This window comes from Bacillus sp. T3 (assembly GCF_033449965.1).
In the GTDB taxonomy this organism is placed as follows: Bacteria; Bacillota; Bacilli; order Bacillales; family Cytobacillaceae; genus Bacillus_BU.
Genome location: NZ_CP137761.1, coordinates 4,081,003 through 4,099,624 on the forward strand (window position 1 = coordinate 4,081,003; position 18,622 = coordinate 4,099,624).

Below are 18,622 nucleotides of genomic sequence, written 5' to 3' on the forward strand. Positions count from 1 at the left end.
ATAATAGAAATGTGGATTACTTTATCCTATGCAAAAGAAAGAAATAATTTACTAATAATTATGATATTAATACAAAGTTCTAGTCCAAATGGACAACCAACTGTTTCCTATTTTTCTACTCTCCTAAAATATGATTTTTTTGATTCAACATATTTATTTTTTGTTGCTCATAAAATGGACAAGGAGAGGGGAAGAACGCATTGAGGTACATAAAAAACAAGATTATTCAACCAGGTTTGCACGCAATGAAACGGCCGTTTCTTATTTATATAAGTCTATTTTTTGGAGCTGCCCTCCAAGGAATGTCGATGTCGCTCTTTCTGTTTCCACATTCCATTCCCTCAGGTGGTGCAGCCGGAATTGCGATCTTAACGAATTATTTTTTCGATTTGCCGCTGGGCTTTTCTTTATGGCTAGCAAACATTGTCTTTTTACTATTTGCTCTAAATTACTTTGGATACACTTGGACATTAAGGACCATTTTCTCTGTTGCAACTACTTCAGCAACTGTCAGCATTTTGACCTCACATGTCCCACACTACCATGTTCATCTTTTAATTGACTTAGCTTGTGGGAGTATTTTATTCGGTATTGGGGTTGGTGTGCTAATTCGAGCAGGAGCATCAAGTGGTGGAATGGTTATACCAGCGTTAATGATTGCAAAATATAAAGGTTGGAGCCCTGGGAAGGTCATGATGTGGATCAATCTCCTTATTTTTGTTCTTACGGCTCTTGTTATTAATTATAAAATTGTCCTATTTGCGATTATATGCCAATATTTTTCAACCAACATCATTGATTACATCTATAAATTTCATTTTCATAGCATTCCGTTTATATCCTATGGTTTACGGAAAATAAAATGAAGAAGACCCAGCTCAGAGGATCTTCTTTACTTTTAAATATGCTAAAATTTTCTGCACCGAAGCTTCAATTGCCATGCTATTAGTATCAATGGTGATTTCAGGTTTAATTGGAGCCTCATACGGTGAAGTTATCCCGGTAAAATCCGGAATCTGCCCTTTACGGGCTTTGCGATACAGTCCTTTAGGGTCGCGATTCTCACAAATTGCAAGCGGACAGCTTACGAAAATTTCAATAAACTCATCTTCTTCAAACATCGACCGAACTAAGTCGCGATCCGCTAAAAACGGTGAAATAAACGCAGTAGACACAATATGACCACTATCAACGAACAGCTTTGCCACTTCCCCGATTCTACGAATATTCTCCTTCCGATCTTTTTCCCCAAACCCTAAGTCTCTGTTTAACCCATGTCGGATATTATCACCGTCCAACACATAGCTATGGTAACCCTGCCGATACAATTCATGATCGACAGCATTAGCTAACGTAGATTTTCCGGACCCCGATAGGCCTGTAAACCAAAGAACACAGCTTTTGTGTCCGTTTAAGCAATGTCGGCCTTTCTTCGTTACGGACGCGTGGTGCCATATGATATTATTCTGTCTCTCCATATCCTACACCCTTAAATTTTTAATATTGGGTTCCTGCATTCCCTCGATTAATATTTCAACTACCTCTGGACGGCTAAATTCCTTTGGTGGTTTAACACCATTTTTTAACATCCCCGGACCTTTGTTCCGGATAGTATTACATGATTCTCTACGGAATGAGGACAGGTTTTTTCTGATGCCATGTTCTCACATTTTTTACAATAAAAGCTATGTTCAAAGAACAATGGCTGAATCCCCAGTTCCCCATCTTGATAATAACTAAAAATCTTTTGGGCATCGTATGTTCCATAATAATTTCCTACACCAGCATGATCTCTGCCGACGATAAAATGCGTACAGCCATAATTTTTGCGGACAATCGCATGAAAAATAGCCTCTCTTGGCCCGGCATACCGCATCGCCGCAGGAAAAACGGACAAGAAGACACGATTTTTTGGATAGTATTTTTCCAGTAAGACCTGGTAGCTTTTCATTCGAATCCCACTTGGAATATCATCTTCCTTTGTTTCGCCAACAAGTGGATTTAAAAACAGACCATCGACTAATTCAAGTGCTGATTTTTGAATGTATTCGTGGGCCCTGTGGACCGGATTTCTAGTTTGAAAACCGACAACTGTTTTCCAACCAAGATCAGCAAATGTTTTTCGTGTTTGAATCGGGTCTAAATGGAAGTGGGCAAACTCTTCTTTATCAGGATATTTTATTAAGGTTATCGGACCGCCAATATATACAGCCTTTCGATTATATAATTTTTGAACACCAGGATGAGCCCGGTCCGTAGTGCGGTACACCATTTTTGCCTCTATCTTTTTATCAGGAACATAGATATCTTCCAGTTCCATCACCCCATAAATCGTTCCATCAAACGTAAGGTTCACCCGTTCCCCAATCACGAAATTTGGAGCATCTTTATGATCAATCGTTAATGTAATCGGAATGGACCATGGAATTCCGTTTACTAGCCGCATTTTCTTGACGACAGAATCGTAGTCCGCTTTACCCATAAATCCCTCAAGCGGACTATATCCACCATTTGCAATCAGCTCAAGATCACTTAATTCCTGCTTATCTAGTTCAACACTCTTCAGAGATGAATCTATTTTCATCCCAAGGTTCATTCGTTGAATAAGTATACCACCATGCGGTTGACTAACACTCACCGTTTTACCTCCCCATTGCTTTTCTACTTTTTATGAGCCATCATTTGAGTGAAGACCGCATTCTGTTTTATTCATTCCGGCCCATCTGCCTGCACGAAAATCCGTATCTCCACTCACCTTTGATGTGCAAGGTGCACAACCGATACTCGGATATCCTTGATAATGCAAAGGATTAATTGGGAGTTGATGCACATCGATATACATCAATATCTCCTCCCATGTCCAATGAATTAGTGGACAAATCTTTATTTTTTTAAACTTTTCATCTTTATTAATATACTGGATTTTGCTTCTAGAAGGAGATTGCTCTCGTCTCAGTCCTGAAATCCAAGCGCTTACCCCGTTTAATTCCTCCGTTAGCGGAACGATTTTTCGCATGTGGCAGCAAAGATTGGGATTATCCTTCCAAAGCTCATCCCCATACCACTTCGTTTGATTTGACAAAGACATGTTCGGTTTGATCAGATCAATTTGTAGTGTTGGATACCGTTCTTTTACCTTTTGAATTAATTCATATGTCTCTTCAAAATGCAGCCCTGTATCTAAAAACACGATGCGAGCATCTTTTTTTATTATTGAAATCAAATCAATCAAAACAATCCCTTCTGCACCAAAGCTACATGCATAGAGAATATCCTTGCCGTATTCCTGATAGGCCCACCTTAGAACGTCCAAATAATCCCGATTCTTTTCTAATAAATTTGACACCTGCTCTTCGTTCCATCGCTCATACGTTAACGTTTCGGCCAAGCTAACTCCCTCCGTTTCTCTCTCTTTTCTTCATTCGAACACCTCAAAATCGTAATCTAATGCATTGATTATTATCGACCGTCATTTTATTCATTTTGTTAATGTCACCATAATGATAATAGGAAACAATCGCCCGAATCCATGACCCATGGCCAAACACTAACAGATTGGAATAGCCTCTATATTTTTCCAGGAAAGAAGTAACTCGATTTTCAAGGTTAACAAGACTCTCACCGAGAATGAGATTTTTGGGGTTTTCAAGCCATTGATGTTCGTACGCTGCTATCAACTCTTCTTTTGATCTGCCTTCATAAGGTCCAAAATCTAACTCATCTAATAATGCATCAGTTTCTGGTTTATACCCATATAGTTTTGCCGTTTGATGAGTACGCTTTAACGTGCTAGCTAAGACAAGATCAAATGGGGCAAACACATTTAATAACACTTTATTTTCCTCGATTTTACTCATGAAATCCTCTGTAATTGGGTCAAGATCGATATCCTTTCGGCCTTGAAGCTTTTGAGCTTTATTCCACTCAGTCGGGAGATGACGAATTAGCGTAATGTGCATGCTGATCCTCCATAAAAAAAGTTTCACTTCTCAATCCTAGCCGTTGTGCCTCAAGCACGACTACGTCCTGTATCTTTACATTCCCCAGATTTACGTTTGGCCCAAATTGTTTAATAAAATACATTTGATGCTTTGCCGTTGGAGCTTCAAAAATAATTCGCTCTTGATCAAGATCCATCATCAATTCTTGGATAAGTTGACTTTTCACCTCTCCGTCTTTTTGATAAATCCCTGAAGTTCCTGAATCTCTTCCTTCGGTAATTACATACTGACAGCCTGCATCTAAAAGAAGCGCTATTTCGCTTTTCCACTCCGCTATCGATATCTCCTTCGCACAATCCTTTGAGCCCACTTCAGATATGACATGAAAATCATCTTTTAGTTTTAAAATAAGGGAAAGGCGTTCAGCTAAAGGAATATCTAACGTTCCATTTGATACCTCTACCCATTCAATTCCTAAGCCTTTTAAAAATTGAACATATTCGGGGATTTTATTTTGAAAATAACATTTTTCAAACAATGTTCCACCACAATATGGGATTATTTCATATTCCTGATAAAGTTTTACTTTTTCTTTTATATTTGGTGTTACATAAGCGGTGCCGATTCCTAATTTCGCAATATCAATCATGCTTGAATAATCAGCTAATATAGACTTAAGCTCCCCAATCGGAGTACCGAAATCAGCTATAGAAGTCAAACCATACGCTCTCTGACCTGAAGTCCTTTTTGGAAGATCTAAAAAATCCATTAGGGAATACGCCTCCTCAATATTCTAGGATAGAGTATTCAAATAATGGGTAAATGTGTAAATATTGGGCTATTTCCTTAGGAATTAGGCTATTTACTGTGCATAATCTTGCGTGAGCAATCAAACACTAGAAAAGCTTTCATTTCTTAAGATAGGGGTGGACATTCCTTGTCAAAGCAAAAACCGAATGGGATGACCGTTGTTGCAATCGGTTCGATTCCAATGATTTTGGTGCTTGGGAATTCAATGCTAATTCCCTTATTGCCAAAAATGAAGACTGAGCTGGATGTAACCCAATTTAAAATTAGTCTTATCATCTCGGTCTTTTCAATTGCAGCCGCAATTTCCATTCCGATATTAGGGTATTTATCCGATCGATTCTCACGGAAAGCGATTATCATCCCTGCTCTTATTTTGTATGGTAGTGGAGGGTTATTGGCCGGAGCAGCATCGGCCTGGTTCTCCAATGCCTACACTTGGATCCTTGCAGGTCGTATTATGCAAGGAATTGGAGCGGCTGGCACAGCTCCAATCGCCATGGCCTTAACAGGGGATTTATTTAAAGGAGCAAAGCAAAGTAAGGTCCTTGGTCTAGTAGAGGCTTCAAATGGCTTTGGAAAGGTAATAAGTCCGATACTTGGTTCTTTATTCGCTCTATTATTTTGGTATGCTGCCTTTTTTGCATTCCCAATCTTCTGCCTTGTCTCGATTTTATTAACAATTTTTTTCATTAAAGAAAAGAAGGCTGAAAAAGAACCCCCACCACTAGGAAAATATGTAAAAGGACTTGTTTCAGTTTTTAAAACAGAAGGTCGTTGGTTATTTGCTGCCTACTTTACTGGGGCAATTTGCTTGTTTGCACTATTTGGAATTCTTTTTTACATTTCTGATATTCTCGAAAAAGATCATCAGATTGACGGGATTCTTAAAGGTAGTATTTTAGCAATCCCATTGCTATTCATGACAACAACATCGTATGTAACAGGAAGTAAAATCGGCAAAAATATGGGCTTAATGAAAACATTAATTGTATTAGGTACTTTACTTATGACCGCATCCTTTTCATGCTTAATTTTCTTTCATAAATTAGTTCCATTTTTCTCTGTGCTTGTCATTAGCAGTATCGGAACAGGGCTTGTCCTTCCGTGTATCAACAGCTTCATTACCGGCTCCGTTCCATCCGACCGGCGTGGCTTTGTTACTTCCCTTTATGGCTCTGTCCGCTTTTTAGGGGTCGCGATTGGTCCACCAATTTTTAGCACATTAATGGAATGGTCCCGAACAGGTATGTTTCTAACAACTGCTGGACTAACCCTTTTTGCAGGATTACTTTGTTTCACTCTTATTCATGTTAAGAAGAAGAAACCATCGGAATCACGCGATAGCTTATTCGATAAATTGCAATTTTCCTAAGGAGGTAACTTATTTTGCAAATATATTTTTCACCTGAGGTCATCACTCCCACCTTTCAAGTTTTAAATGTGGTGGATATGAACAGTAAAGCGGTCGGAAACGTTGCTCTCTTGTTTGATGAAAAAAAATTGTACGTTTATGGGATTTTAGAAGAAGAGGGTGTTGGTTCTGACTTTAAGGACTTAGTGAAGCCTTATCTAAAAGGGCTTACGAAAGCAAAAGAGGGTATCGAAATTTACACTTGCTTATATGTCGGTTGTAAAAAAATCAATCTTAAGGAAGAAGAAGATTCAGAAAAATAAAAGGAAGAGGCTAGCTTAAACAGCTAGCCCCTTAGTCTTTAATTGTTTAACGATTTAATAAGCTACCTACATAGCGCAATAATTCATTCGCTGAGGTTGAATTATAGCCGTGCTCATCGACCAATCGTGCCACAACCTCGTTGATTTTTTTCAATTGTTGTTCATCTGGCGTTTTAGAAGAAGTTGTGATTTTTACGACATCCTTTAAATCAGCAAATAATTTTTTCTGAATGGCCTCACGAAGGCGATCGTGTGAATTATAGTCAAATCGCTTCCCTTTACGGGCATAAGCAGAAATCCGAATTAATATTTCTTCACGGAAGGCCTTCTTCGCATTTTCGGAAATACCAATCTGCTCTTCAATCGAGCGCATTAACTTCTCATCTGGATTAATTTCTTCCCCAGTAAGAACGTCACGCAGCTTTGCCTTATTGCAATATGCCTCTACATTATCAAGATAATTGTCCATCAATGTTTTTGCAGATTCCTCATAGGAATACACAAATGCCTTTTGAACCTCTTTCTTGGCGATGTCATCGTACTCTTTCCGAGCTAAAGAGATAAAGTTCAAGTATCGTTCTTTTAATTCCGTTGTGATGGACGGATGCTGATCCAACCCTTCCTTCAATGACCGCAATACATCCAGTGCATTAATGGAAGGAATTTCTTTACGAATTATCGTCGATGAAATCCGGTTAATGACATAACGCGGATCGATTCCACTCATGCCCTCGTCGGCGAACTCCTTTTTAAGCTCTGCGACATCAGCAGAATTGAAGCCTTCGACATTTTCACCATCGTACAGACGCATTTTCTTAATTAAATCAATGTCACCCTTCTTCGGTTCCTTTAAGCGTGTTAAAATCGTGAACATCGCCGCAACCTTTAACGTGTGTGGCGCAATATGAACATCGGCCACATCACTCTCATGAATCATTTTTTCATATATTTTCTCTTCCTGGGTCACCTTTAAATTATACGGAATTGGCATCACAATAATCCGTGAATGTAACGCCTCATTCTTCTTATTAGATATAAAAGAGCGATACTCTGTCTCATTCGTATGAGCCACAATCAGTTCATCGGCACTGATTAACGCAAATCTTCCAGCCTTAAAATTCCCTTCCTGGGTTAACGAAAGCAAATGCCACAGAAACTTCTCATCACATTTTAGCATTTCCTGGAATTCCATCATCCCACGATTAGCTTTGTTCAACTCCCCATCAAAACGATAGGCCCGCGGGTCAGATTCAGAGCCAAATTCGGCAATCGTCGAAAAGTCTATGCTACCAGTTAAATCGGCAATATCCTGTGATTTCGGATCAGAGGGACTAAAGGTACCAATCCCAACCCGCTTATCCTCTGAGAAGAATATTCTTTCGACGATCACATTCTCAATCACGCCACCATATTCTTTCTCCAAGCGCATCATATTGAGTGGGGATAGATTCCCTTCGATTCGAATGCCATATTCCTCATAAAAATCTTCACGTAAATGATGCGGAATGAGGTGTAATGGATCTTCATGCATCGGGCAACCCTTGATTGCAAACAGGGCACCACGATCAGTTCTAGCATATTTCTCCAAGCCTCTTTTTAACATCGTCACCAATGTTGATTTACCACCACTGACTGGACCCATTAATAACAAAATCCGCTTTCTAACATCAAGTCGTTTTGCTGCAGGATGAAAATATTCTTCAACCAATCTCTCCAGTGGCTCCTCAAGTCCAAACAATTGATTATCAAAAAATTTATAGTGCTTGCGGCTATTAACTTCCTCTACCCCAGCATCCTTAACCATATTATAGACTCTTGAATGGGCAGATTGTGCCACCCATGGCTTTTCCTTCACAAGCTCCAAATACTCCCCAAACGTCCCTTCCCACTTCAGCTTCTCTTCCTCGACTCGATAGTTCTCAATTTTTTTTAATATATCCATAAGGACCTCCCCCACTAGCTTTATCAGAGACGACTAATATAATCCTATGCCGAAGTACAAATGAACATGCCTAAACACAGCAAAGGGAGGTACAACTTTTTGACTTTCCATATAAAAATTTTCATCATATCGATGATTCTTCCTAAAATTAACGAAAGAATCATGGACTACACATTAGAATTTTTATTATTAAGAAAATATTTAAACATTTATTCACACTTTGAATGGAATAGGCTATAATAGGGCTTGATTAAATCTGTTATTTTTTGATGGGAGGGTCATCTAAACATGGGGTTCATCTTAATTGTTGGTGTAACACTTGCATTCTTATCCGCGATCTTCACAGCAGGCTATAATGACAAACCGGGATTCAGAAGTAAAACCAAAAGAAAGAGACAGTCGAGGTTACTCGACTGCCTTTTTAATTTCGTTGATTTATTATAACAAGGAGAATTATTTTAAATCGAATTTATTTGCCTGAACAAATTCCTTCATATACATTCTTGATTTTTTCTCCAGCATATTCGCCATCTGCTCGGTCCAGCGATCCTTGCGCTTACCTTTTGTTCGTTCTTCATAATAACTGGAAATCACCCGATTGTAGTCTTCAATCTCTGCGATAAACTGTTCCTCATTTTGCTGATATTCATTTTCATGATAAATATTACTCATCGGTAAGCGAGGTTTCTTGTCCGTTGATTTAGCAGGATACCCGATCGCAACACCAAATAAGGGAATAACGCGCTCTGGTGTTTTTAATAATGTTTGCACCTCAGCTAAATGATTGCGAATTCCCCCAATAAAGCACAGTCCAAGTCCCATCGATTCGGCTGCAATTGCTGCATTTTGCGCAGCCAAAGCAGCATCAATTAAAGCTACCATAAACTTTTCAGTGCTTTCAAGTGATGGGATAACATCTTTTTCTTCCATTCTGCCAGCTATTTCGTGTCGATGTAAATCCCCACAAAAAACAAGAAATATACCATTCTCGGCAACATAGGTTTGGTTTCCAGCCAACTCTGCGAGCCTTTCCTTCTTCTCTTTATCTGTCACCCCGATAATTGTATATGCCTGTATGTAGCTTGAAGTTGAAGCCGCCTGGGCGCTTGTAACAATTTTCTCGATTTGATCATGTGTAAGTGGCCTGTCCTCAAATTTTCGAATCGAGCGATGATTCAATATCGTTTCAATTACCTCGTTCATCTTGATCCCTTCCTTCATTTTCCTCTTCTTATTAAAACAAAACCTTGAAAAGAAAAAAAGCAAAACAAACTGACTAGAAAAATCTGGTTGTTTTGCTTTTATAAACTTCGGATTAAGCCAGATTGCGATAGTTTTGTTGTCGCAGAGCTTCATAAATAAGGATCGCCGCAGTATTCGATAAGTTTAATGAACGAACATTTTCATTCATCGGGATACGAAGACAACGGTCTTTATTATTTGCGATTAAATCCTTAGGTAACCCAGTAGTTTCCCTGCCAAACATAAAGAAATAATCCTGGTCCAAATCACTGTAATCAAAGGTTGTGTGCGGCTTTTCACCAAATTTTGATAGATAAAAAAACTGCCCCCCACATTCTTTTCAAAAAATTCGTCTATCGAATCATAGTAAACAATATTCACAAACTGCCAGTAGTCTAGACCAGCACGTTTTAGCATTTTATCATCAGTTGAAAAACCTAGTGGACGTATTAAATGTAATGTTGTATCAGTTGCTGCACAAGTTCGAGCAATATTTCCCGTGTTCGCCGGAATTTCAGGTTGGAAAAGTACGACATGTATTCCCACAATATTCACCTCTAATAAAATAAGAAAAGCAGAAGCTACATGCCCAGGGTGCTTGGCTACAGTCTTTTCTAAGTTATAATCCTATTCCAATTACAAACAAAATCTACATGCTATTATACCATTCTCCCGCCTTGATTCAAGCAGGTTTCATCCATCTATTATCGAATAAAAGCGATATTGAATGTTTGGTGTATAGGCACTCGAGTCCTCATATGCCCAGTAGCGCTGCCGGCTGTTATACGTATGAGCATTAACAAGCGGCATCCCGGTAGCATCCTTACCAGTTACAATCGTATTATGATCAAAACGCCCATTGCCCTGAAAATCATAGCAAATAATATCTCCAAGTATAAGCTGTTCTGGACTACTTACTGCCTGAGCCCGTAAGCCCTGTTTCGATAGATTTAAATATTGCTTCAGCGAATTAGCCACAGCCCAGCTATAGCTGTAATTTTTCCCTCTCAGCCACCAGCCTTTTCCACGAGTGGGATAACCCCACAACGGTGCTCCACCCTGATGCAAGCATTGTGAAATAAAATTAGTACAGTCATTTTCAAATTTCATATAAGCAGGATTATACGAATTCCACCACTTTTCCGCATACTGCACTGCCTTTAAGCGGTTATACTGATAAGCCCGCTTGTTATCTGGCGTAAAAGACCCCTCTTGCTGGTGCTGCTTGCTTACAACCGATGGACTAGGAAACAATGGAGGGATTAACTCATGATCATCTATTATTTTTTCTCTAAAAAAAGATGCTTTTCTTTTTTCAATCTCTTCTTCTAAATAAAGCAACCCTTTTTGTTTAATTAAATATTGAAAATGAACAGAATAAAAAACATCGACATGGTCATTCTGTTCGATTTTATCGGTAATCTGTCCCTTCGCCTTCGCCTTTACAATTTCCGCATCTCTCTTTGATAGACTGGCTTTTTTTCTTTCGATCTTTGGGCAGGCATCCTTATTTCTCTGCTCTTTGACACATTGCTGAACTCGTGCCTCTAATAGCTGCTGCAGCTGCAAGCGCATCGACATCCCCTCCTACATAACCATACTTATGTGGGAGGAAATAATTTATCCCGAGTGATTTTGATTAAAAATAAGACTAGAGCAAAGTTCATCTCTAGTCTTACTTAATTGCTTGATTAATTTCCGATAATACTGCCTCATCCTGCTCTAATGCTTGAGCCTTAACTAATAATTCAGTTGACTGTCTGCCTCCAATTTTACCGAGAGCCCAAGCGGCAGTCCCACGCATGACAGGTCGTTCATCCTTTAATAAGACCTTCCCTATCTCCTCTATTGCGCTTTGATCTTTAAAATGGGCAAGCGCAATAATCGCATTGCGCTGAATTGGTTTTTTGCCACGCCAAGAACCTGCTAAAGATCCAAACCTTTCTTTAAATTCACGATTACTTATCGTCAGGATAGGCTTTAATAATGGTTTAACCTGCTCAGGGTCAGCCTCCATATCCTCATGGAAGTGATAATCTCTGCCTTTATTTTCTGGGCAAGCCGTTTGGCAGGAGTCACAGCCGTATATGCGGTTTCCGATTTTATCACGATACTCCTCCGGAATAAAATCCTTTGTTTGCGTTAAAAAAGCTATGCATCGGTTGGCATTAATTTGCCCACCTTGAACAAGTGCTCCTGTCGGACAGGCATCAATGCACATAGTACACTCACCACATCGGTCTTCAATCGGCTTATCCGGCTCAAACGGGATACTTGTTATCATCTCACCGAGATATACGTATGAACCAAATTCAGGTGTGATAATCGAGCAGTTTTTCCCACTCCAGCCTATACCAGCACGCTCTGCAACAGCTCGATCCACCAATTCTCCTGTATCGACCATCGATTTACAGCGGGCCTCAGGATAGTGCTCAAGGATAAATGTCTCTAATTGCTTTAAACGTTTGCGTAATATGATATGGTAATCCTCGCCCCATGAGGCGCGGCAAAAGATCCCTCGTCGTTCTCCCTGCTTACTCTGAACACGCTCTTTCATTTTAGTAGGATAAGCAAGCGCTATTGAAATAATTGACCGCGATTCATCCATCAGAAGGGCAGGGGTGGTCCGTTTATCTACATCAGGCTCTTCAAATCCAGATTGAAAACCTAACTCTCTTTGTCTAAGTAAACGACTTTTCAATTCGCTAAATGGTGAGGCTGATGTAAAACCGATTTTATCAATTCCAATTGATTGGCTGTAGCGAATTAATTCCAATTTGAATTTTTGGACATCCATCCTAACTCCTCCTTTCGTGAAAGGTTTAATCAAAGTAGTTAAGGCTATAATCTTAATTATGATAAACTATTTCTATCCTGTTTTGGAGGTGAAATCGTTGGAAATTCTATTGTCACCCAATCTTTGCTCTATTGTTCCTCAATTAAAAGTAGGCATTATTCATTATGATCAAATAGCGGTTGGTGATTCACCACAAATGGTTAAAGGCAGACTCCAACTCTTCCAAGAATCAATCTATTTTGATTTAGCTGATGGTAAAAGCGTAACAGACCTTCCCGGAATCAAGGAATGGCGCGAAATTTTCAAGAATACCGGTAAGGATCCTAATCGCTACCGTCACGCAGCTGAAGCACTTTATCGACGGGTGCACAAGCAAAACTATCTTCAACCCGTACATAGTGCGATTGATATTAACAACTTCTTTTCGCTTCAATATCAGGTTCCAATCGGGATTTATGATACTAAAAAAATATCAGGTAATGTGGAGTTACGAATTGGTAGTGAAAACGAAAGCTACCTGGGCTTAAATGGCCGCGAAAACTCTGCCCACAACCTTATCATTTCAGCAGATGCTTCGGGTCCGTTCGGAAGTCCGTTTGTAGATTCTGCGCGAACTTCGGTAACATTGGCTACCACGAAAGCTCTGCAAATTGTTTACTTAGGACATTCTCTTGATATGGAAAAGTGCGCAAGTCTCATGGAATCCTTGATGAACATGTTCGTTCAAATCCATGGCGGTGAAGCCTATTATGAAATAAAAGGATGCTAATCATTGGCATCCTTCTTTTTTATCGTTAAAAATTAAAAAACGCAATGCTTCGTTCTTTCTGAAACGAAACACTGCGTTGTAACCAATATGTAATGGAGCGGGTGATGGGAATCGAACCCACAACAACAGCTTGGAAGGCTGTGGTTTTACCACTAAACTACACCCGCATATTTTGTCGGTATTTGTCGAGTAAAAACCTTTGCAATGTTGCAAAATGTCGTATCAAAGAACCAACTTCTATATAATACAAAGTTTTTGCTCTATCGTCAAGAGGTTTTCTAACTTTTTTGTCGAAAATGTGGCGAATCCTCCCTTCTACCTAGTTTGGCGGTTAAGAACCCAGCAAAATGAACAATAACCAGTAAAATTACGTTTAGCGAAAATGTTTCTCAACATATTCTTGTTCTTCTACTGGAGTTAGCAATCGTTTAGCCTCTCCGATATTTCCATCTTTATAATTCCAAATTAGATTATGCTCCTCTACTGCATCACTAAAATCTCCCTTAGTCCAAGTTTCAAGAATGCTGAGTAGGATCGATTTTAGTTCTCCATCTTTAAAGCTTTTTTCTGACACGATAGTAAACATGGTTTCAATCTTATCTCGAGTGATTTCAGATGAGCCCCATTTTTGATCCGCTTCTACCTTCTGATGAGTCATTCCATGAACCTCATTCAATAACTCTTTCTCAGACATTGATTCATATTTAGGCATATCCTCCTTTGGAGTAATTGCTTCAAAGCTTTGCTCCAATTCCAGCTTTGCCTCTTCTTGCTCTGCATGAGTGGCATCTGCTCCGGCCTTTGAATCAGAGCCCCACTTATCTAGATATATATATGTTCCAACATAAGTAAAAAATAAGATTCCAATCCCAATAAAAAGCATCCTTTTCAACATCTGTTCCTCCCACAAATAGCTATTTATATCCTCTTCTAAGCAAGAAATGATATTCACCAACTGAACTGACAATTATTTCATGAAAACAACTCAAAAATTATTATCATAATTTTTACCTTAATAATGTAAATTATAACAAAATTCAGAAAATAGTTTCAACCAAACAAGTAAGGGATCAAACCCTATCCCATTTAATAAATTATTTTCTTATAATTATCAATTTTCCATTTTTGTTAATTTACACAAAATAAATATACCCTAAAGAGAAATTTTTTTAGTGTTAACTCAATTGGGTACATTTATTTTATTGGTATTTTCTTACTATTTTCTGGCTAGAACCTAACTAATGTAGATTTATATTTTAAACCTTCCTATTAGCATTTTTAATTCTTGTGCCATTTTGGTTAAATATCCTGAGGCAGTTGTAATTTCTTGCATAGCAATCAATTGTTCTTTTGACGAGTATGCTACATTTTTGGAAGTTTCCGCCGAATTCCTGGCTATTGATGCAACTTCTTCCACCGAAGAAGAAACTTTATCTGTACTTTCAGTCATTTGAACTGTTACAGTTGATAGCTCATGTGTTTGAGATGCAACATCTTGAGTAGCTATTAGAATCTTCTTAAATACCTCTTCAACATTTTTAATTTGTTTGATTCCTTCGTTCATTTCATCTGTTACTTTATCTATGGATCGAATTGTATTAGCAGAGTCTTTTTTCATAATTTCAATTAATTGCGAAACTTGCTTTGCCGAATTGGAAGTTTTATCAGCTAATTTACGTACCTCGTCGGCTACTACAGCGAACCCTCTACCTTGGTCCCCAGCCCTCGCAGCTTCAATTGCGGCATTTAATGATAGTAAATTTGTTTGGTCCGCTATATCGGATATTAAAGACGCAATCTTAGCTATTTCATTTGAACTTTCAGCTAATTGATTTACATAATTTGCTGATTCATTAAATGACAAATTAATGTTTTCCATTTGTTGTGCCGTTTTCTTTATAGATTGGTTTCCTTGTTCAACTTGTACTTCTGTTTTAGTGGAATGAACGGAAATTACTGAAACGGTTTCCGTAACATTTCGAATGCCTTCTACCATTTCCTTAACTTCATTTAAGGATTCAATTGTACGTAAAAGTTGCGTCTCTGAACCACTCGCTACTTGTTCAACGGATGTTGATATTTGATGGGAAGCTTGCGTTGTCTCCTCAGAACTCGCAGAGAGTTGTTCAGCCGAAGTAGCTGCCTGTTCAGTTGTTTGAGCTACAGCTTTAATTAAAGCTTTGAAATTATTTATCATGATATTTATTGAATTACCTAATTGGCCTAATTCATCTTGCCGGTTGCTAACTTTATCCTTCACAAAATATGTAAGATTTCCATCTGATATCTCTTTTGATATGGAAACTAAGTACTTTATTGGTTTTAAAATTGATCGATTAATCAATACAGATAATAAAATTAACACTAAGATTAATATTAAACCAATATTAATCGTTAATTTTAATATTTCACTTTTTACCTTGGTAGTTGTTATGTGCTCTTGATTTAAATATAAAACACCAATCGGTTTACCAGATATATCTTTAAGGGTAGTACTCATTTCAGCATATTCCACGGAATTACGTTGAAATGTTTGAAATAACTTTTTCGTTGGATACTTATTTAATTCAGCTAAATTTTTGGAGAGTTTATCCAATGTAATATTATTAGAACTGGATAAGAAGGTCCCGTTATTAGTCAATAAAGCAATATTGTCTTGTAACGTATCCTGAATATCCCCTAACGCTTTATTATCAAGTATTCTTCCAAAAATCAATATACCAGTTGGTTTAGCATCCCCGTCTTCATTTGTGATTTTAGATGCAGCGATTACAGCTAAGCCTTTTTCCGTTTCCATTAATCCCGTAATTTCATTCTTAGTTTCTAAACTTTCAATAATTGTTTTATTAGATAACCTACCAACAAACTCTTTTACATCTCCAACTTGAGAGATGACATTACCCTTTAAATCAGTAGTGGTTATAAAGGAAACATTTGGGATAACCTCAACGCCAACATTAACATTTTCCTCAATCCAAGGAATATCTTTATTTTTCACAGCTTCTCTATTTTCTTCCCAATTGGAATTAGTCTTTATAACTCCAAGTAGATTTTCACCAAAATTTTCAAATATCTTTTGAGATATCTCGTTTGCTACAAGGACTCGTTCTCGTTCCATTTTAGTCAGATCTTTTTCAATACTGGTATGTAGAAAATACCCAAGAATTAATATAGGTATTACTAAAAATATGATAAAGAAACCTATCATTTTAGTTAGTAAAGATTGGGGAATTTTATTTTTTTTCATATACGCCTCCACATAATAATTAATTAAATAAAACTTACTTCTAATACTTTTTTATCATGATTAACTTAAACATCATTCATGCTATGCACGGAATTTTTAATTACCTTTATAAATGATTAATTTGAAATCACCTCATAGTTTAAAATACAAAGAAAATCCTTGAAATTTTATATTACAATAGTCCTAAAACAAATGTTATTCAATAGTGAATTTGTCATAGAATATTCGAATATTTTAAACTTTAAAAAGTTATTTATTATCAAATTAAGAAAAATCTAATTATAAATGGGATGTGTATCTATTCTCTATTGCAGATGAAAACTTGTATCAGCCTCTCAGGTCAATCATTTCCACAAAGGCTCCAGGGGATCGCGGTAGGGTTGTTGAAACGTTACAATGATCAGTTACTAAACAATCTTTAATCAGTTGAATTTAGGTCTTTTGTTGGGGAATTAGTAAATATGGATGTATGAGGTCTTAAATTTCTAATTTTGCGACCATCAAAAAAATTATGCACCATTTTATGTATACGATATTTTTGTAGGAATCAAACTTGAGATTAATAAAAAAACGTTTCTTACACATTGTAAGAAACGTTTTTTTATCGCAATAACATGCGATGAGTTGATACCGGTGGTCGGGGTCGAACCGACACTCCAGAAGGAACACGATTTTGAGTCGTGCGCGTCTGCCAATTCCGCCACACCAGGCGCGGTATTATTAACTTTTTAAATGCCGAGGGCCGGAATCGAACCGGTACGGTAGTCACCTACCGCAGGATTTTAAGTCCTGTGCGTCTGCCAGTTCCGCCACCCAGGCGTAAAAATCTAGCTAAAAGTTATTTATCAAATAAATGGAGGCGGCAACCGGATTCGAACCGGTGGTAAAGGTTTTGCAGACCTCTGCCTTACCACTTGGCTATGCCGCCATGTTAATTAAAATTGGAGCGGAAGACGGGATTCGAACCCGCGACCCCCACCTTGGCAAGGTGGTGTTCTACCACTGAACTACTTCCGCGAAAATGGCTGGGCTAGCAGGGATCGAACCTACGAATGACGGAGTCAAAGTCCGTTGCCTTACCGCTTGGCTATAGCCCAATATTAATTAATTATAATGGGGCGACTGATGGGAATCGAACCCACGAATGCCTGAACCACAATCAGGTGCGTTAACCACTTCGCCACAATCGCCACTATAAAATTTGGCAGGGGTAGTAGGAATTGAACCCACACCAAAGGTTTTGGAGACCTTCGTTCTACCTTTAAACTATACCCCTATAATAAATGGTGGAGGGGGACGGATTCGAACCGCCGAACCCGGAGGGAGCGGATTTACAGTCCGCCGCGTTTAGCCACTTCGCTACCCCTCCACATATAATAATCATTTTTATTTTAAGTCATATAACTATAAATGGTGGCTCAGGACGGAATCGAACCGCCGACACAAGGATTTTCAGTCCTTTGCTCTACCGACTGAGCTACTGAGCCATAAATGGCGGTCCGGACGGGACTCGAACCCGCGACCTCCTGCGTGACAGGCAGGCATTCTAACCAACTGAACTACCGGACCGTTATTGCGGGGGCAGGATTTGAACCTGCGACCTTCGGGTTATGAGCCCGACGAGCTACCGGGCTGCTCCACCCCGCGACGGTAAAAATTATTTATTCTTTTAAAAATATGGTGGAGGATGACGGGCTCGAACCGCCGACCCTCTGCTTGTAAGGCAGATGCTCTCCCAGCTGAGCTAATCCTCCACAAACATTTAGATAATGGTGACCCCTACGGGATTCGAACCCGTGTTACCGCCGTGAAAGGGCGGTGTCTTAACCGCTTGACCAAGGGGCCATATTGTTTAAAGTTATAATGGCGGAGAGCAAGGGATTTGAACCCTTGAGACAGGGTTACCCGCCTACACGATTTCCAATCGTGCTCCTTCGGCCACTCGGACAGCTCTCCAATATGGCTCCGCAGGTAGGACTCGAACCTACGACCGATCGGTTAACAGCCGATTGCTCTACCACTGAGCTACTGCGGAATAATAAAATTTTGTAACAGCCCAGGCAACGTCCTACTCTCACAGGGGGAGAGCCCCCAACTACCATCGGCGCTGAGAAGCTTAACTTCCGTGTTCGGTATGGGAACGGGTGTGACCTTCTCGCTATCGCCACCAGACTATTATTTTCATAAAGACATTATTTAT

General features: G+C 38.8%; 14 protein-coding genes, 16 tRNA genes, 1 rRNA gene and 3 pseudogenes. 4 read left to right on the forward strand and 30 right to left on the reverse strand.

Features of this window, described 5'->3' with window-relative positions; genetic code table 11:
• The first annotated feature begins 200 nt into the window (after positions 1-200).
• The gene (locus RGF10_RS20835) at positions 201-866 is read left to right on the forward strand and encodes a YitT family protein (protein WP_412176650.1); all 666 of its coding nucleotides are present in this window, start codon (positions 201-203) and stop codon (positions 864-866) included.
• A gap of 12 nt (positions 867-878) precedes the next feature.
• On the opposite strand, the gene cysC is transcribed toward RGF10_RS20835, so the two are convergent.
• From cysC to RGF10_RS20860, 5 genes and pseudogenes are all read right to left on the reverse strand, one after another.
• Positions 879-1,478, reverse strand: coding sequence for an adenylyl-sulfate kinase (cysC, locus tag RGF10_RS20840; RefSeq protein WP_318505466.1), 600 nt, complete (start codon positions 1,476-1,478; stop codon positions 879-881).
• Positions 1,479-1,481: 3 nt separating this feature from the next.
• Positions 1,482-2,638 (reverse strand): annotated as a pseudogene (sat, locus tag RGF10_RS20845) (sulfate adenylyltransferase).
• A gap of 30 nt (positions 2,639-2,668) precedes the next feature.
• Complete coding sequence (locus RGF10_RS20850; RefSeq protein ID WP_412176651.1) at positions 2,669-3,388, reverse strand: phosphoadenylyl-sulfate reductase; 720 nt, start codon at positions 3,386-3,388, stop codon at positions 2,669-2,671.
• A 43-nt stretch (positions 3,389-3,431) separates the two neighbouring features.
• Complete coding sequence (locus RGF10_RS20855) at positions 3,432-3,959, reverse strand: histidine phosphatase family protein (RefSeq protein WP_318505468.1); 528 nt, start codon at positions 3,957-3,959, stop codon at positions 3,432-3,434.
• Positions 3,925-4,710: a phosphosulfolactate synthase gene (locus RGF10_RS20860; RefSeq protein ID WP_318505470.1), complete on the reverse strand. Its 786-nt coding sequence runs from the start codon at positions 4,708-4,710 to the stop codon at positions 3,925-3,927. The genes RGF10_RS20855 and RGF10_RS20860 overlap by 35 nt, the downstream gene beginning before the upstream one ends.
• Before the next feature lie 192 nt (positions 4,711-4,902).
• Here RGF10_RS20860 and RGF10_RS20865 point away from each other — a divergent pair, with 192 nt between their 5' ends.
• Complete coding sequence (locus RGF10_RS20865; protein WP_318509631.1) at positions 4,903-6,123, forward strand: MFS transporter; 1,221 nt, start codon at positions 4,903-4,905, stop codon at positions 6,121-6,123.
• 14 nt (positions 6,124-6,137) lie between these two features.
• On the forward strand, positions 6,138-6,425 hold the full coding sequence (locus RGF10_RS20870; RefSeq protein ID WP_318505472.1) for a hypothetical protein: 288 nt from the start codon (positions 6,138-6,140) through the stop codon (positions 6,423-6,425).
• Between the two features lie 46 nt (positions 6,426-6,471).
• On the opposite strand, the gene RGF10_RS20875 is transcribed toward RGF10_RS20870, so the two are convergent.
• From RGF10_RS20875 to queG, 5 genes and pseudogenes are all read right to left on the reverse strand, one after another.
• The gene (locus RGF10_RS20875) at positions 6,472-8,367 is read right to left on the reverse strand and encodes a PrkA family serine protein kinase (RefSeq protein WP_318505474.1); all 1,896 of its coding nucleotides are present in this window, start codon (positions 8,365-8,367) and stop codon (positions 6,472-6,474) included.
• Between the two features lie 453 nt (positions 8,368-8,820).
• A complete protein-coding gene (nfsA, locus tag RGF10_RS20880) occupies positions 8,821-9,570 on the reverse strand; it encodes an oxygen-insensitive NADPH nitroreductase (protein WP_318505477.1) in 750 nt (249 codons plus the stop codon).
• Between the two features lie 112 nt (positions 9,571-9,682).
• Positions 9,683-10,164, reverse strand: a pseudogene (gene trmL, locus RGF10_RS20885) (tRNA (uridine(34)/cytosine(34)/5-carboxymethylaminomethyluridine(34)-2'-O)-methyltransferase TrmL).
• A gap of 138 nt (positions 10,165-10,302) precedes the next feature.
• Positions 10,303-11,184 (reverse strand): amidase domain-containing protein, encoded by an 882-nt coding sequence (locus RGF10_RS20890; RefSeq protein WP_318505479.1) that lies wholly within the window; start codon positions 11,182-11,184, stop codon positions 10,303-10,305.
• Between the two features lie 100 nt (positions 11,185-11,284).
• Positions 11,285-12,406: a tRNA epoxyqueuosine(34) reductase QueG gene (gene queG / locus RGF10_RS20895; RefSeq protein ID WP_318505482.1), complete on the reverse strand. Its 1,122-nt coding sequence runs from the start codon at positions 12,404-12,406 to the stop codon at positions 11,285-11,287.
• A 97-nt stretch (positions 12,407-12,503) separates the two neighbouring features.
• Between queG and RGF10_RS20900 the strand changes: the two genes are divergently transcribed.
• Complete coding sequence (locus RGF10_RS20900) at positions 12,504-13,175, forward strand: B3/B4 domain-containing protein (RefSeq protein ID WP_318505484.1); 672 nt, start codon at positions 12,504-12,506, stop codon at positions 13,173-13,175.
• A gap of 93 nt (positions 13,176-13,268) precedes the next feature.
• Here the strand turns inward: RGF10_RS20900 and RGF10_RS20905 are convergent.
• The 20 genes and pseudogenes from RGF10_RS20905 to rrf form a co-directional block, all read right to left on the reverse strand.
• Positions 13,269-13,342, reverse strand: a tRNA-Gly gene (locus RGF10_RS20905).
• Positions 13,343-13,548: 206 nt separating this feature from the next.
• On the reverse strand, positions 13,549-14,070 hold the full coding sequence (locus RGF10_RS20910) for a DUF6241 domain-containing protein (protein WP_318505486.1): 522 nt from the start codon (positions 14,068-14,070) through the stop codon (positions 13,549-13,551).
• A gap of 354 nt (positions 14,071-14,424) precedes the next feature.
• Positions 14,425-15,372, reverse strand: coding sequence for a methyl-accepting chemotaxis protein (locus RGF10_RS23985; protein WP_412176752.1), 948 nt, complete (start codon positions 15,370-15,372; stop codon positions 14,425-14,427).
• Positions 15,373-16,422 (reverse strand): annotated as a pseudogene (locus tag RGF10_RS23990) (CHASE4 domain-containing protein); the annotation flags it as partial.
• A 628-nt stretch (positions 16,423-17,050) separates the two neighbouring features.
• A tRNA-Leu gene (locus RGF10_RS20920) sits at positions 17,051-17,132 on the reverse strand.
• A 23-nt stretch (positions 17,133-17,155) separates the two neighbouring features.
• A tRNA-Leu gene (locus RGF10_RS20925) sits at positions 17,156-17,241 on the reverse strand.
• A gap of 35 nt (positions 17,242-17,276) precedes the next feature.
• Positions 17,277-17,350, reverse strand: a tRNA-Cys gene (locus RGF10_RS20930).
• A gap of 14 nt (positions 17,351-17,364) precedes the next feature.
• A tRNA-Gly gene (locus RGF10_RS20935) sits at positions 17,365-17,439 on the reverse strand.
• Between the two features lie 5 nt (positions 17,440-17,444).
• A tRNA-Gln gene (locus RGF10_RS20940) sits at positions 17,445-17,519 on the reverse strand.
• A 17-nt stretch (positions 17,520-17,536) separates the two neighbouring features.
• Positions 17,537-17,612 (reverse strand) — tRNA-His (locus RGF10_RS20945).
• A gap of 12 nt (positions 17,613-17,624) precedes the next feature.
• A tRNA-Trp gene (locus RGF10_RS20950) sits at positions 17,625-17,698 on the reverse strand.
• A gap of 8 nt (positions 17,699-17,706) precedes the next feature.
• Positions 17,707-17,791, reverse strand: a tRNA-Tyr gene (locus tag RGF10_RS20955).
• Between the two features lie 42 nt (positions 17,792-17,833).
• Positions 17,834-17,909 (reverse strand) — tRNA-Phe (locus RGF10_RS20960).
• Between the two features lie 5 nt (positions 17,910-17,914).
• Positions 17,915-17,991, reverse strand: a tRNA-Asp gene (locus RGF10_RS20965).
• 4 nt (positions 17,992-17,995) lie between these two features.
• Positions 17,996-18,069, reverse strand: a tRNA-Met gene (locus RGF10_RS20970).
• A gap of 31 nt (positions 18,070-18,100) precedes the next feature.
• Positions 18,101-18,176: transfer RNA gene (locus RGF10_RS20975), tRNA-Val, on the reverse strand.
• Between the two features lie 16 nt (positions 18,177-18,192).
• Positions 18,193-18,267 (reverse strand) — tRNA-Glu (locus tag RGF10_RS20980).
• A 19-nt stretch (positions 18,268-18,286) separates the two neighbouring features.
• Positions 18,287-18,378: transfer RNA gene (locus tag RGF10_RS20985), tRNA-Ser, on the reverse strand.
• 4 nt (positions 18,379-18,382) lie between these two features.
• A tRNA-Asn gene (locus RGF10_RS20990) sits at positions 18,383-18,457 on the reverse strand.
• 20 nt (positions 18,458-18,477) lie between these two features.
• Positions 18,478-18,594, reverse strand: a 5S ribosomal RNA gene (gene rrf / locus RGF10_RS20995).
• Positions 18,595-18,622: the final 28 nt, after the last annotated feature.